General features: G+C 46.4%; 13 protein-coding genes and 1 tRNA gene. 11 read left to right on the top strand and 3 right to left on the bottom strand.

The genetic code is table 11. The features are described from left to right. Nucleotides 1-4 precede the first annotated feature (4 nt). Nucleotides 5-1,675 (bottom strand): ABC transporter permease subunit, encoded by a 1,671-nt coding sequence (locus QXR61_01215; GenBank protein ID MEM3756573.1) that lies wholly within the window; start codon nucleotides 1,673-1,675, stop codon nucleotides 5-7. 109 nt (nucleotides 1,676-1,784) lie between these two features. Between QXR61_01215 and QXR61_01210 the strand changes: the two genes are divergently transcribed. Together QXR61_01210 and QXR61_01205 are read left to right on the top strand one after the other, a co-directional pair. Continuing rightward, nucleotides 1,785-2,189 (top strand): DUF120 domain-containing protein, encoded by a 405-nt coding sequence (locus QXR61_01210; protein MEM3756572.1) that lies wholly within the window; start codon nucleotides 1,785-1,787, stop codon nucleotides 2,187-2,189. Continuing rightward, nucleotides 2,164-2,829 (top strand): DUF1028 domain-containing protein, encoded by a 666-nt coding sequence (locus tag QXR61_01205; GenBank protein ID MEM3756571.1) that lies wholly within the window; start codon nucleotides 2,164-2,166, stop codon nucleotides 2,827-2,829. Before QXR61_01210 ends, QXR61_01205 begins: the two co-directional genes overlap by 26 nt. Before the next feature lie 24 nt (nucleotides 2,830-2,853). Here QXR61_01205 and QXR61_01200 read toward each other — a convergent pair whose 3' ends face one another. Continuing rightward, complete coding sequence (locus QXR61_01200; GenBank protein ID MEM3756570.1) at nucleotides 2,854-3,936, bottom strand: inositol-3-phosphate synthase; 1,083 nt, start codon at nucleotides 3,934-3,936, stop codon at nucleotides 2,854-2,856. Nucleotides 3,937-4,134: 198 nt separating this feature from the next. Here QXR61_01200 and trxA point away from each other — a divergent pair, with 198 nt between their 5' ends. The 3 genes from trxA to QXR61_01185 all read left to right on the top strand — a co-directional run bounded on the left by trxA (nucleotide 4,135) and on the right by QXR61_01185 (nucleotide 7,728). Continuing rightward, entirely contained in the window at nucleotides 4,135-4,548 is a 414-nt protein-coding gene (gene trxA / locus QXR61_01195) for a thioredoxin (GenBank protein MEM3756569.1), read from the top strand. A gap of 15 nt (nucleotides 4,549-4,563) precedes the next feature. Further along, on the top strand, nucleotides 4,564-5,454 hold the full coding sequence (locus QXR61_01190; protein MEM3756568.1) for an LLM class flavin-dependent oxidoreductase: 891 nt from the start codon (nucleotides 4,564-4,566) through the stop codon (nucleotides 5,452-5,454). 78 nt (nucleotides 5,455-5,532) lie between these two features. Further along, the gene (locus QXR61_01185; protein ID MEM3756567.1) at nucleotides 5,533-7,728 is read left to right on the top strand and encodes a CDC48 family AAA ATPase; all 2,196 of its coding nucleotides are present in this window, start codon (nucleotides 5,533-5,535) and stop codon (nucleotides 7,726-7,728) included. Nucleotides 7,729-7,732: 4 nt separating this feature from the next. Here the strand turns inward: QXR61_01185 and QXR61_01180 are convergent, their stop codons facing one another. Next, nucleotides 7,733-8,209 (bottom strand): aminoacyl-tRNA deacylase, encoded by a 477-nt coding sequence (locus tag QXR61_01180; protein MEM3756566.1) that lies wholly within the window; start codon nucleotides 8,207-8,209, stop codon nucleotides 7,733-7,735. Between the two features lie 55 nt (nucleotides 8,210-8,264). On the opposite strand from QXR61_01180, the gene QXR61_01175 reads away from it, so the two are divergent. From QXR61_01175 to QXR61_01150, 6 genes are all read left to right on the top strand, one after another. After that, a tRNA-Thr gene (locus tag QXR61_01175) sits at nucleotides 8,265-8,353 on the top strand. A gap of 65 nt (nucleotides 8,354-8,418) precedes the next feature. Continuing rightward, on the top strand, nucleotides 8,419-8,838 hold the full coding sequence (locus tag QXR61_01170) for a hypothetical protein (GenBank protein MEM3756565.1): 420 nt from the start codon (nucleotides 8,419-8,421) through the stop codon (nucleotides 8,836-8,838). Beyond that, complete coding sequence (locus QXR61_01165) at nucleotides 8,826-9,164, top strand: hypothetical protein (protein ID MEM3756564.1); 339 nt, start codon at nucleotides 8,826-8,828, stop codon at nucleotides 9,162-9,164. The genes QXR61_01170 and QXR61_01165 overlap by 13 nt, the downstream gene beginning before the upstream one ends. Before the next feature lie 134 nt (nucleotides 9,165-9,298). Beyond that, on the top strand, nucleotides 9,299-10,276 hold the full coding sequence (locus QXR61_01160) for an SDR family NAD(P)-dependent oxidoreductase (protein ID MEM3756563.1): 978 nt from the start codon (nucleotides 9,299-9,301) through the stop codon (nucleotides 10,274-10,276). A gap of 207 nt (nucleotides 10,277-10,483) precedes the next feature. Next, entirely contained in the window at nucleotides 10,484-12,088 is a 1,605-nt protein-coding gene (locus QXR61_01155; GenBank protein ID MEM3756562.1) for a flippase, read from the top strand. A 256-nt stretch (nucleotides 12,089-12,344) separates the two neighbouring features. Then, complete coding sequence (locus QXR61_01150; protein ID MEM3756561.1) at nucleotides 12,345-13,250, top strand: NAD-dependent epimerase/dehydratase family protein; 906 nt, start codon at nucleotides 12,345-12,347, stop codon at nucleotides 13,248-13,250. Nucleotides 13,251-13,343 lie beyond the last annotated feature (93 nt).

Here is a 13,343-nt window from a genome sequence, read left to right as displayed (position 1 = left end):
TTTACTACTTTGACCTCCTCATCAGAAACCTTAGGGCTAAGAGGGCTACAAAGGACAGGGCTATATATAGCCCTGCGCCCAGCGCTTTCTGTGAACCAGTAATCGCTCCGCTCTTAATCCAGCCAACCAGTAAGACTGGGAGAGTCCAGCACTCCTGCGTTTTCGCAACAGCTTTGGCTGCCCCAGTCTCACCTAAAGCCCTAGTGAAAACTAGAATTGCGCCTGAAAAAGCGGAGTACCTTGTTAATGGAAGAGTTATCCTGCGAAATATCATGAATGGCTTCGCCCCCAAGGTGCTCGCCACATCCTCTATTTCTAGAGGAATGCTTTCTATGGCTGCAGCCATAGACTCAACGAAATAGGTGTAAGTTATAGCCATATGGGAGAAGAGTAGAACCCAATACTCATGTAGGAAACCGTATCTATTCCAGAAAAGGCTTAGAGAGTAACCAAGCGTTATCGATGGAACTATTATTGGCACACTTACTAAGGCCTTAAATATCGGCGTAGCTCTACCAAGCTTCCTCCTAGCGATCAATACCGCCGCTGGTAGCCCAAAAACGATATTCAGCAGGGTTGCCGATAGACTTATAGAGTAGGAGATGGACATGCTACGCCAGAATTTATCCCATGGGTCTAAGCCTGCGAGAGCTACGTTTATTGTTCCATCGAAGAGAGCGTTCACTACTGGCAGCGCTATAAACAGCGATGGAGATATAACGACGAATAGGAAAAACAGGATCGCCACCATGTTTCTAAGCTTAATGGCTTCAGAGCTGCTAAGTCTTCTCTCGATGCTTGGAAAAACAAATTTTACTGGAAACCTGAGTTTAGGCGCCAGCAGGCTTATTAAGAAGAAGAGCACTACCGATGTCAACATTAGCGTGGAGCTAACGTAGACTAAAACCCCATTCTTTAAATGAAGTGGAAGATCGACAGCGTCCAGCGTTCTAAATATGAATACGGGGCCGTTCTCCCATGAGCCGGCCACCATAACTGTTGCACCTGTCTCTGAAAGCGATCTGGCGAACGCTAGGAGGAAAGATGCTATTACCCCCGGCTTAAGAAGCGGCAGCGTTATCGTCCTAACGGCGGTCAAAGGATTTGCGCCGAGAGTTCTGGCAGCCACCTCGTATACCTCCGCATAATTCAGTAGCTCTCCAACCATAACCCTGACTATAACCGGATATGAGAAGGCGAATTGTAGGAGGAATACTAGAATAAAGCCGGGTGGAACAAGGGATTCTACCCCAAGGATTCTGGAGATCCCCCCTCGATCGCTCCAGAAAAGTAGAGCAGAGTAGCCCAAAGCGGCCGTAGGTATTAGAAATGGAACGTCGACCAAGGTGTCTATGAAGTGCACTGCTCTAGTTTTGCTTCTCGCTATGAACCATGCGAGAGGCAGAGCCGCCACCAAATCTGATAGAGCAACTGTAAACGCCATAGTAAAAGATTGTAGAATTGCCGCATTAGCTCTAGAGAGGAGACCGGGGTCCTGAAAAATAGCGTTAACATAAATAATGTTCTCAAGAACACCAATGACGGGTGGAAGAAAAATCAATGAAAAGAAGAATATTATAGAGGAGGAATAAACTAGGAATTTAACCATGCTTTTAGAGGAGATGTAATCCAGCTTTCCAATTAAATTGGATATTATCGTGGTATGCTTTCTCAAGGAAGCCTATCTCCTTACGTACCACTCAAAGATTAGAAATGAGACTGAACTTATATTCTTTTTAGGTTTCTTTCAACCTAAATTATTTTTGGAAAGAAATGGGATAAGGATGGAAGGCGAATACGTGATTATAAGAGGCTTCGTCTCCTCCGGCGCGGGTGAAGGAAAGAAGTTTTCTTCCCTACCGTGGTTCAGAAAACAGGTTGAGGAGATTCTCGGCTTCAAGCCCTATCCCGGAACTCTAAATTTAACGTTAACCAATGAGGACAGCGGCGTTTTGAGAAAACTGCTCATTAACAATTGTTTAGGATATAGAATAGTTCCAGAAAACAATTATTTTCCCGGCGTTCTGTATAGGGCCATTATAGCATCGAGCTTCCCCGGAGGAGTAATAAGACCCCTTGTTCCAAGCTACCCAACAAATCTCGTGGAGGTTATCGCTCCAATCTGCCTAAGAAAGACTTTGAAACTTAGGGATGGTGATAAGGTTGAAGTCAAAATGTTTTTTAGGTGATTTAGGCAGCACTTTTTCCATTGTTGCGAGATGCCCGGAAACGCTGGCTTTAGGGGTAAGCGTCTCCTCCGCTTCTATAGCTGTTGGAAGCGCTGTCCCGCATTTGGAGCCAAACGTTGGTGCGCTAGCCGTCCAAGGATACACGAATTTCTTTCATGGAGTTGAGGGATTAAGGCTGCTACGCAGCGGGCTTACTCCAGAAGCAGTTATAAACGCTCTTCTCGAACGAGATCCGCTGAGAGAGAAGAGACAAATATCTATAATCGACCCGTTCGGTAGGAAAGCAGCCTTCACAGGCAGAGAAACATTGGAGTGGAAGGGGCATATTGCTGGCAGAGACTGTGTTGCCGCAGGGAACGCCTTAACCTCCGGGGTGGTTTTAGAAGCCATGATGGATGCATTTGAGGAATCTGAAGGCGAGTGGCTTGCAGAGAGACTTATGAGAGCCTTAGAAGCCGGACAAGAGGCTGGAGGAGATCGGAGAGGAAATCTTTCAGCGGCGCTGCTGGTCGTCGAGAGGGAGCCGATACACGAGTCGCGCCCAACAATAAACTTAAGGGTTGACTTGGACAGCAAGCCAATTAAAAAATTACGTAGAATATTTGAGGCATATAAAAGGTGGCTACAGTTAATCCGCTAAAATCCGTCGGGATGCTCGGCGAACCTATCTTTCCCTCTTCCCCTCTATAAACTCTTCAACCCACCTCTTCGCTACCGGATCTTCAACCTGCAGGGGAGGGTGCTTAAAGGCGTAAGCCGATATGCTAATTAATGGTCCAGCCACGCCTCTATCTAAACCAATTTTAGTCGCCCTTAAAACGTCAATAACGACCCCAGCGCTGTTCGGGGCGTCTTCAACCTCAAGTTTAACCCATACGGTGACCGGTTGATCCCCAAAGTTTTTACCCCTAACATATATGTAACATATCTTCTTGTTTCCTAGGAAAGGTACAAAATCCGAGGGCCCTATTCTCGTCGGAACATGGTATGGAACTAGGCTTGTGACGGCTTCTGTTTTACTTATGCGCTTTGATTTAAGCCTCTCTTCCATAGTCATGTTCTGGAAGTCTGTGTCTCCGCCTATATTTAATTGATAGGTCTCATCGACTTTAACGCCTCTATCAACAAAAAGCCTGATGATCTCTCTATGAAGGATTGTTGCGCCCAGCTGGCTCTTAACATCGTCGCCAGCAACCGGTAAACCAGCCTTCTCGAACCTGGCAGCCCACTCCCTATCGCTGGCGATAAACTCCGGGATACAATTGACGAAGGCGCATCCAGCTTCTATAGCTGTCTGAGCATAGAACCTCGTAGCCTCATAGCTTCCAACAGGCATATAGTTTACAAGTATGTCCGCCCTGCTTTTTCTAAGAACCTCAGCTACGTCTACAGGCTCTATCTCGTCTTCTGAGTACACCTTGAAAGCCTCCCTCATGTGGGGGGCGACGCCATCCATTATCGGCGCTGGCAGAACTTTAACCCCCAGACTTGGAATCGAATCAACGAATTTTGGGCAACAGTTCGGCTCCGTGAATATCGCCTCGCTGAGATCCTTTCCAATCTTTAATCTGTTTACTTCAAATGCTGCAACAAACTTTATGTCCCTGACATGATAGCCCCCAAACTTAACGTGCATTAAACCTGGAACAAAGTCTGTTTCCTTCGCGTCCCTGTAATAATGTACGCCTTGAACAAGCGCTGAGGCACCGTTCCCAACGCCTGCTATCGCAACCCTGATTTCAGCCAAAGCCTTCTCCACCTCACTCCATCAACAATCTTTTAATTTTCGCGTTGAAATATTTTAAATCTTTTCAAAGAGTAAATAAGCTAATTTTGTTTTCAGCGTAAACCTCAAAGTATCTGTTAATCTTACAGTTTTTATCGTAGAACATGTTTGAGGATAACCGTTAATGCTTATAAGCCTTAATGCATCTTAAAACCTTATATGAGTGAAGAGAATGATGAGCTGGAAAGAATACGCAAAAGAAAAATTGAAGATTTAATGAGGAGAACCTTTAGAAGACAGGGTGTTGCAGATGAGCCTATAGAGGTAACCGATTTAAATTTCAGGGAAATCGTAGAGGGAAATCATCTAGTTGTGGTTGATTTTTGGGCTCCTTGGTGCGCGCCATGCAGGATGATGGCGCCGATAATAGATGAGTTGGCTAAAGAGTATTCTGGCAAAATCCTCTTCGGAAAATTAAACGTTGACGAAAACCCAGAGAAGCCGGCGGAGTATGGGGTAATGAGTATACCAACGTTCCTAGTTTTCAAGGATGGTGTTCTCGTGGATAGGTTTGTTGGCGCTATGCCGAAAAAGGTTCTAGAGCAAAAATTAGTTAAGCACCTTGAATCTTAAGGGGAAGGGAATAATTTGCATTTTGATGTCCATTTACCCACACATGGACGATACGGATACTATGAGGTTTTAGAGTTCTCTAGAACTGCCGAAGAACTGGGTTTCGACTCAATTTGGGTCGGAGACCACTTCTATCTCCCAAAAGAGTTCTACGAGAAGACTGGTGGAGACCCTGAAAGACCAAATAAACTCGATGCTTGGACCCTGCTCTCGGCTATAGCTGCCCAGACTAGGAGGATAAGGTTGGGGGCAAGGGTTTCACCCCTACCATTTTATGACCCCGGCAGAATAGCGAAAATAGTTGCCACAGTGGACGTGATCTCTAGGGGCCGAGTTAATTTCGGCGTGGGCGCCGGATGGTTTAGGGATGAAGCCATCTCCTTCGGCCTATGGTGGGGCGGTCATAAAGAGCGCATCTCAAGAATGCTTGAATCGCTAGAAATAATATTGAGGCTCTGGACTGAGGATAAAAAGGTTACATATAATGGCAAATACTATAGGATTGTTGAGGCGCCTTTCTGGCCTAAACCCGTCCAGAAACCCTATCCCCCAATATGGTTTGGAGGATCCTCTGATAAAATATTGGAAATCACAGCTAGATACGGCTCAGGGCTTCTGCCATTATCTAACATGCCGGTTAAAGATTTTAGGGCGCTGGCATCTAAAGTTGCTGAGAAAACTGGGCGAGAAAGTAAGAAAATAATTTTGGCGCCTTCGCTCACATATCCTGATGCTCTAGGTGAAGATCCATCCGGCTGGATTTCAAAGATAGAGGAATACGGTGAAGCTGGAGCGGACAAAATCATAGTGGATCTATCGATGTCAAACACTCCACCGGATAGAGTGATAAGTTTCCTCAGGGATTTCGCTAAAACAGTTTTTCCCAAGTATTGTCACACCACATAGTGCATCTGGAAGTTCGGTCTCGCAAACTTTTTATCCAAGCCGCAACCTAGATTAGTTCATATAAGAGGAGATGCAGCGATGTCTAATTCTAGGGTCGCCACCCTACGCGTCGCTGAAGCCTACGGGAGAGACGTGGGAAGAGGTATAGCTAGAGTTGACCCTAAAGTTATGGAGAGTTTAAATTTAACCCCCGGTGACGTCATCGAGATTTCCGGTAAACGTAAAACTGCCGCCATATGTTGGCCCGGGTACTCTGATGATCTCGGTAAGGGTATTATTCGAATAGACGGCTACATAAGGAAGAACGCCGGCGTCAGCATAGATGAGAAGGTTACTGTACGAAAGATTGAGGCGAAGCACGCTGAGAAAATAGTTCTCGCGCCAACGGAGCCTCTACGCATTGAGGGAGCTGAAGATTACTTAGCCCAAATACTTGAGGGAAAAGTTGTTTCCCGAGGAGACTATATCCCTCTTGGCATAATGGGGAGAACCATCGACCTAATGGTAGTAAGCGTTCAGCCATCCGTTTCAGCCGTAATAATCACTAGGGATACTGAGATAGCGATAGGTGAAAAGCCGGCGGCAATGGTGAGGGAGGTCCCGAAGGTTACTTACGAGGATATAGGCGGATTAAAGGAGGAGATTAGAAAGATTAGGGAGATGGTGGAGCTTCCGCTCAAGTATCCGGAGCTCTTTGAGAGACTGGGCATTGAGGCGCCTAAAGGCGTCCTACTTTATGGGCCTCCCGGAACCGGGAAAACCCTTCTAGCCAAGGCTGTTGCAAATGAGACTAATGCGGCTTTTTTCAGCATAAGCGGCCCGGAGATAATGAGCAAGTATTATGGCGAAAGCGAGGAGCGTTTAAGGGAGATATTCAGGCAAGCTGAGGAAAACTCTCCAAGCATAATCTTTATTGATGAGATAGATGCGATTGCGCCTAAGAGGGAGGAGGTTACCGGAGAGGTTGAGAAAAGAGTTGTCTCCCAGCTGCTGGCCCTAATGGATGGACTGAAACCGCGGGGAAGAGTTGTGGTTATTGGCGCTACCAATAGGCCTAACGCCATAGACCCCGCCCTAAGGAGACCCGGAAGATTCGACCGAGAAATAGAGATAGGTGTCCCAAATAAGCAGGGAAGACTTGAGATTCTCCAGATCCATACGCGAAATATGCCCCTAGCGGAAGACGTTAATTTAGAGAAGATCGCCAGCATCACGCATGGTTTTGTTGGAGCCGACTTAGTCGCGCTATGCAAGGAGGCGGCTATGCGAGCCTTACGGAGAATACTGCCAGAAATAGATTTTGAGAGGGATACGATACCAGCTGAAATATTAAATAAGATCACTGTCACCATGGGCGACTTTATGGAGACCTTAAAGGACGTTGAGCCCTCCGCGATGCGCGAGGTTTTGATAGAGGTTCCAAACGTTAAGTGGGATGATATAGGTGGCTTACACGAAGTTAAACTTGAACTACAGGAGGCTGTTGAGTGGCCGCTCAAATATCCGGAGCTCTTCGAGCACATGGATGCTAAGCCGCCTAAGGGCATATTGCTTTATGGACCTCCTGGAACTGGGAAAACGCTGCTCGCTAAGGCGGTGGCGACCGAGAGCGAAGCGAACTTCATAAGCATTAAAGGCCCAGAGATACTTTCTAAATGGGTTGGCGAATCCGAGAGAGCTATTAGGGAGGTTTTCAGGAGGGCGAAGCAAGCCGCGCCAAGCATAATCTTCTTTGATGAAATAGATGCTGTAGCTCCGATTAGGGGTGGAGGCTACGGCGACTCGCATGTAACCGAGCGGGTTATAAGTCAACTTCTAACGGAGATGGATGGTATAGAGGAACTTAGAGGCGTTGTTGTTCTGGCAGCCACAAATAGGCCTGACATAATCGACCCGGCGCTGCTCAGACCTGGAAGGTTCGATAAGCTTCTCTATGTGCCTCTGCCAGACCTTGAGGCTAGGAAAGAGATACTGAGGATTCACTTGAAGAAGAAGCCTTTAGCCGAGGACGTAGATATAGAGGATATTGCCAAGAGGACTGAGGGTTACACTGGCGCCGATTTAGCCGCAATATGCAACACCGCTGTCATGCTCGCCATAAGGGAGCACGTGATGAACGCTAAGGAGCCTGAGGCTGCCAAGAAAAACTTAGAGGGCTTAAAGGTTTATAGAAGACACTTCGAGGAAGCTTTTAGGAGAGTAAGACCTATATCGCAGAGGGAGCTTGAAATGTATAAGAGAATCGCCGAAGAGTTCGCTACAAGAATGAAGTAAATAGTCACTTGCTTATATCTCCAACCTGAGCCTCATTAAGTCTCTTTATATCCTCCGGGCTTATTTCCATGAGGGTGTTTATCTCGCCGCCGCCACCGATAACCCTCTCAAACCTAAAAACCCTCTCATCAATAATAGTCTTTATCCTATTCTTGTGCCCAACTGGCGGGACAGCGCCAACATCATAGCCAGTCAAATCTTTAACCTCCAAGGCCGTAGCCCATCTAACCCTTTTTACACCGTAAAACGCCGCCAACTTTCTCTCATCAACCCTTCTATCACCGGGGACAATCGCCAAAACAGATGAACCATTATCACAAATAAAGAGCAAACTTTTAATTATCTTCTCCCGACCAACATTAATCTGCCTCGCAGCATCATCAACAGTCATGGTGTGACTAGCAAACCTAAAGAACCTAACATTAACACCAGCAGATTCAAGAAAACTCCTCAAGCCTTCAGAAGAGAAGTCCCGCAACATAAAAATACGTTGCCCCTAAAAGTATATAAGATCTTTTCGAAGAATTCTTAAATGAGCCTCGGTGGCCTAGTCCGGTTAGGGCACCGCCTTGGTAAAGTCCCAGAAAGGCGGGGGTCGCGGGTTCAAAGCCCGCCCGAGGCTCCAATACCCCTAGTTCTGGAGCCCTACACATAGCCTCTCCTTTTAAGTCTTCGGGTACAGAGTTTATTGTGACAGCGGATATACATGATGTTGTCAAGAGGCTTGAGGCCGCTAGGTCTAGGCTGAGCCAGCTGCCCTATAATGAAATACTGTTGTCTTTCCTGGATCACCTGGAGAGCCTAGGCCTTTCTAGGGCTAGGGTTCTGAAGTATGCTACAAGCCTATGCACGATATATAGGCATGTTCCCTTCGACCCGGCTAATGCAAGTAAGCGTGACATTGAGCGTATCGTGGCGTGGGTCAACAGGCAGCCTTATAGAGAGTGGACTAAGCATGGATTGAAGATAGCTGTTAGAAAGCTGGTCCAGTATGCCAAGTATGGCAGCTGTGATGGGAAGACGCCGATGCCGCCTGAGGTCGCTTGGATAAAGATTACTGTTAGAGATAAGGATAGTGGGGTTACGCCAGAGATAAAATGTATCTTTTAAGAACCGACGTGGCTAAAAGGCTTGAGCTCACATCCGGCGGCTTTGCTGTCGAGGTTGAGATGGCGAGGCAGATCGCGTCGCTTGGCAGGGTTGTGGAGATTCCAATAAGCTACCGAAAGAGGCTTGGCAGGGGTAAGCTTAAAGCGTGGAAAGACGGCTTAAGAATACTCACGGCTTCCGTGAAGGTTATGTGGCTCTATAACCCGGTCTTCATGCTCTCTGCCCTAGTAGCGCTTCTAACAGTTCCAGGAGCAGTAATACTTTTAGAGCAACTTACGCTAAGATATCTTTACGGTTCCGGAGCATGGTCACTAGGCTGGTCTTGACTCGGTTTAGTCCTCTTCGTAGCTGGTCTCCAAGGGCTTGCGGTGGCAGTAATATCTCTAATGCTTAAGAGGATGGAGCGGAGAATAATTCAAGAGCTTAGAGGTAAAGAGAGGTGAAGGGGTGAGCTAAGTTGATGAGTGAAGATGCGCTTGTTACTGGAGGAGCCGGCTTCATCGGAAGCCACCTCGTTGACAGGCTTATAAATGAAGGCTTTAGGACCCGTATAATCGATAACTTCAGCAGCGGTAAGATGGAGAACCTCCAGCACCATAAGTGCGACTCACGCGTTAAGATTTTGAACGTTGACCTTAAGGATTCATGGAGGATTCTTGAAGTAGTTAAGGATATCAGCGTAGTATTTCATTTCGCGGCGAATCCTGAGGTACGCGTGAGCACCACAAATCCGGATGTGCACTTTAATGAAAATATTGTGGCAACATTTAATCTACTTGAGGCCATGAGGAGGAATGATGTTAAGGGGCTGGTCTTCGCCTCTTCGAGCAGCGTTTACGGCGAGCCGAGCTCCATACCGGTCGGTGAGGATGCGCCCATAAAGCCCGTATCTGTTTATGGCGCCAGTAAGGCTGCATGCGAGAGCCTAATTCATGCTTACAGCCGCCTCTACGGGATTAGAGCCGTCGTATTAAGGTATGCTAATGTAGTTGGGCCTAGACTTAGACACGGCGTAGTCTACGACTTTATAGTTAAGTTGCGGAGGAACCCAAGTGTCTTGGAAGTTTTAGGCGACGGGATGCAGGTGCGGAGCTACATATACGTGACGGATGCCGTGGAAGCAACTATGATTGCTTGGAGAAAGTCCGCCAGCATGTTTGAAGTCTATAATGTCGGCAGCGAGGATTGGGTGAGCGTCAACGATGTCGCCGATATTGTCGCTGAGACTATGGGGCTTAGAGACGTGAAGCGCCTATATAAACCCATCCTGCACGGCGTCGGCTGGCTTGGAGACGTTAAACGCATAGCCCTATCAATCGAGAAGATCAAAGCCTTAGGTTGGCAGCCGAGAATGAAGAGTAAGGAAGCGCTGGCTGAAACCGTAAGGAGAATCCTAGGCGAGATTAGCGACGATGTAAGTAAAGGCGTGAGGCATTAAGAATATAATTGAGTTTATTAGGGTTTACGGCAATCCGATTTCTCTTTAGATAGACTATAAGAAGAAAGGAGAAAGATCTGGCCGAATTCGCGATCAAACTAGATAATAGATTACAGGACACTATCGTAATTAATATGGGGATAAGTTCTAAAATACTTATTTTGTTTTTGCGTATAATGGCGAAGGTTAGGTATGGGGTAGAGCGGTTTGGAGCCGCGCAGCGACGTAATCGAGTTCGCAGAGCATTCAGCTAGAAATAGCTTTGTGCTCTTTATCGGAGATTTTTCCTCAGCCGCGGTGTTAGCGGTCTCATCTATAGTGGTTGCGAGGCTTCTCGGACCTGAAGGCTACGGGATATATTCCGTTAGCTTTGTGGTGCCAGCGCTGGCGATCTCCCTAGCGAGTTTGGGCTTAGATTCAGCGGCAATAAGGTTTCCGGCCAAATATATTTCTGAAGGCAAAAATAAACTTGCGTTAAGGTTCATAAGAATGGTTTTAGCCTTTAGGCTTTTCACAGGGCTAGCTGCCTCCTTCGCCTGCTTCATCGTCTCGGACATTATGGCTGAAACCCTGCTTGATAGGTTAAGTGTAGCGCCGTACATTAGGCTTCTATCCATGCTCGTCCTCTTCGAGACCTTTTTCTCGCTGCTTTATGGCCTCTTTGTGGGTTTGAACTCCAGCAGAGATGCCTCTATGACTAGGATTCTAATGGCGATTTTTAAGGGAATTACAGCACCTATCCTAGTTCTTTTAGGTTTAGGGGTTTACGGTGCGCTCATAGGGCATATGGTCGGCTATATTATCCCATCGATAATAGGGTTATTGGTGCTCTATTTTCATCATTACAGGCGCTTAAATTCTCCATCTGGGATAGAGGAATTCGGCGGGGACCATAGTGGTTCAGGCTGTTTTTGGGAGACTGTTAAGTTCTCTCTACCATTATATGGCTCGTCGCTGCTAATCCTTCTTCTAGGCAATTATCAAGCTATATTGCTCGCTAAGTTCTCTTCAGAGGTTGAGATTGGATGTTTTAGAGCTGCCGTAAACATATCGACAATACTCACGGTTGTTGTATCGCCGATACTTACAGCGCTATTCCCAGCCTTCAGTAGGCTTAATTCCCACGGGTTAAGGGAGAAGATTGAAGAATTCCTCAATTTGTCAGTGAAATATTCGTCGCTGATCGTCGTTCCGCTTGCCGCGCTTATCGCCTCAATATCAAATCATCTCGTAAATGTAGTTTATGGCGAAAACTATGCTCCGGCTGGAGTTTATCTAGCATTCTACTCCGTTACTCACATGCTGATAGGGTTAGGCTCAGGGATTTTCGGAAGCCTTTTTAATGGGGTTGGCGAGACGGGTTTGACGCTGAGGTTGAACATTATTAACCTAGCCGTGTTTGTGACTATTGCACCTTTTCTAGCAGCTCCCTATGGTGTTCTAGGGGTCATCGCCTCCCTTTTAACATCGAACCTGATATCAACCTTATACGCCTATGAGCTGGCTAGAAGGAGGCTGGATTTAAGCCTGAATCTTTCTGTCAGCGCTAAAATATATGCATCTTCAGCGCTTTCGGCAGCTCCAGCAGTAGTTCTTGCGTTTTACACGTATCTGCCGAGCATAATAAGCCTAATATTATGCTCAGCTATATATGCGGCAACATATCTGACGGTAGCGCCGACGTTGAAGGCTATTAATAGAGAGGACTTAAATGAGCTTGAGAGGATTTTCGGGGTTGTAAGGCCGCTGAAACCGATTTTTAGGTTGATTGCGCGCTATGAGAATAAAGTTTTAGGCTGGTGTAGTAGTTGATATTATTTTCTCCACCCCTGCCGGACACCCTCATTCGCGTGAGCGCCCATAAATGGCCCAGAGATAATACATAAAGCTTAGACGAAGAAAACTCTAGGATGGTGTTATAGAAGAGGAGGGTGGCAACTGTTCTAGCCGCTACAGACCTCTATGAAACATGCCAACTCTCGTAAAGCTTAATTCTGATTCTTAATAGATAACGTAATATAACCCCCCTACTGAAAATTAATTTGTTAAAGACTCGGTTGAGGTGTTGTTGTTGAGGGTTGTTGTGACCGGTGGTTGTGGTTTTATCGGAAGTAACCTTGTCGAAAGACTGGTTAGGGACGGCCATGAAGTCATAGTCTTCGACAACTTGTCAACTGGAAACCTAAAGAACGTTGAGGAATTAGACATAAAGTTCTTCAACAGACCTTATGAAGATATGAAGGATTTGGCGCCAAATACCGACATAGTCTTCCATCTAGGCATGCCCTCATCTTCGCCCATGTATAAGAGAAATCCTGAGCTCGTCGGTAAAACAATAAATGATGCTATAGCCATATTCGAGTTCGCGAGGAAAGAAGGCTGCAGTATCGTTTTCGCGAGCACAAGCAGCCTATATAACGGTAACCCGCTGCCTTACAGGGAAGATATGCCGATCTATGTGACAGACTATTATACCGAGTGCCGATACGCCATCGAGCGCCTAGCAAAACTCTATAACATACTATATAACGTTAAATCCGTTGGGTTAAGGCTCTTCAGCGTTTACGGGCCGAAGGAGCAGCATAAGGGCGAATACGCCAATATAGTCTCACAGTTCCTTTGGATGATCCAGCGGGATGAGCCACCGGTAATATTCGGCGATGGGACGCAAACACGTGACTTCATACATGTATCGGATGTTGTTGAGGCATTTCTCTTAGCAGCTGAGGGCAACTTCGACTATGAAATATTTAATGTTGGAACTGGCGTAGCCCACAGCTTTAACGATGTAATCAACGTGATTAACAGGTTGCTTATGAAGGATGTAAAACCGATTTATAAGCCGAACCCAATTAAAAACTACGTACATCATACGCTGGCAGATGTGACTAAAGCCAAGGAGGTTCTGGGATTTAAAGCCAAAATAGACTTCGAAGAAGGGATAAGAAGCCTAATAGACGTTTACCGAAGATAGTAGACTATTCACGTGTAATTAAACTGGGGCAGACTTTCAGTCTTTATGAGCATGATGTGGAGAATTAACGTTAGCTGCCATTCAGCCGTATAT

The organism is Candidatus Bathyarchaeia archaeon (assembly GCA_038882715.1).
In the GTDB taxonomy this organism is placed as follows: Archaea; Thermoproteota; Bathyarchaeia; order Bathyarchaeales; family DTEX01; genus DTEX01.
This window is presented reverse-complemented; position numbering and strand designations above follow the sequence as displayed.

Excerpts from the sequence above, each read along its gene's own strand:
- QXR61_01180 (MEM3756566.1), bottom strand. The coding sequence starts at position 8,209 with ATGTTGCGGGACTTCTCTTCTGAAGGCTTGAGGAGTTTTCTTGAATCT.
- QXR61_01185 (MEM3756567.1), top strand. The coding sequence starts at position 5,533 with ATGTCTAATTCTAGGGTCGCCACCCTACGCGTCGCTGAAGCCTACGGG.
- QXR61_01210 (MEM3756572.1), top strand. The coding sequence starts at position 1,785 with ATGGAAGGCGAATACGTGATTATAAGAGGCTTCGTCTCCTCCGGCGCG.
- QXR61_01165 (MEM3756564.1), top strand. The coding sequence starts at position 8,826 with ATGTATCTTTTAAGAACCGACGTGGCTAAAAGGCTTGAGCTCACATCC.
- trxA (MEM3756569.1), top strand. The coding sequence starts at position 4,135 with ATGAGTGAAGAGAATGATGAGCTGGAAAGAATACGCAAAAGAAAAATT.
- QXR61_01160 (MEM3756563.1), top strand. The coding sequence starts at position 9,299 with ATGAGTGAAGATGCGCTTGTTACTGGAGGAGCCGGCTTCATCGGAAGC.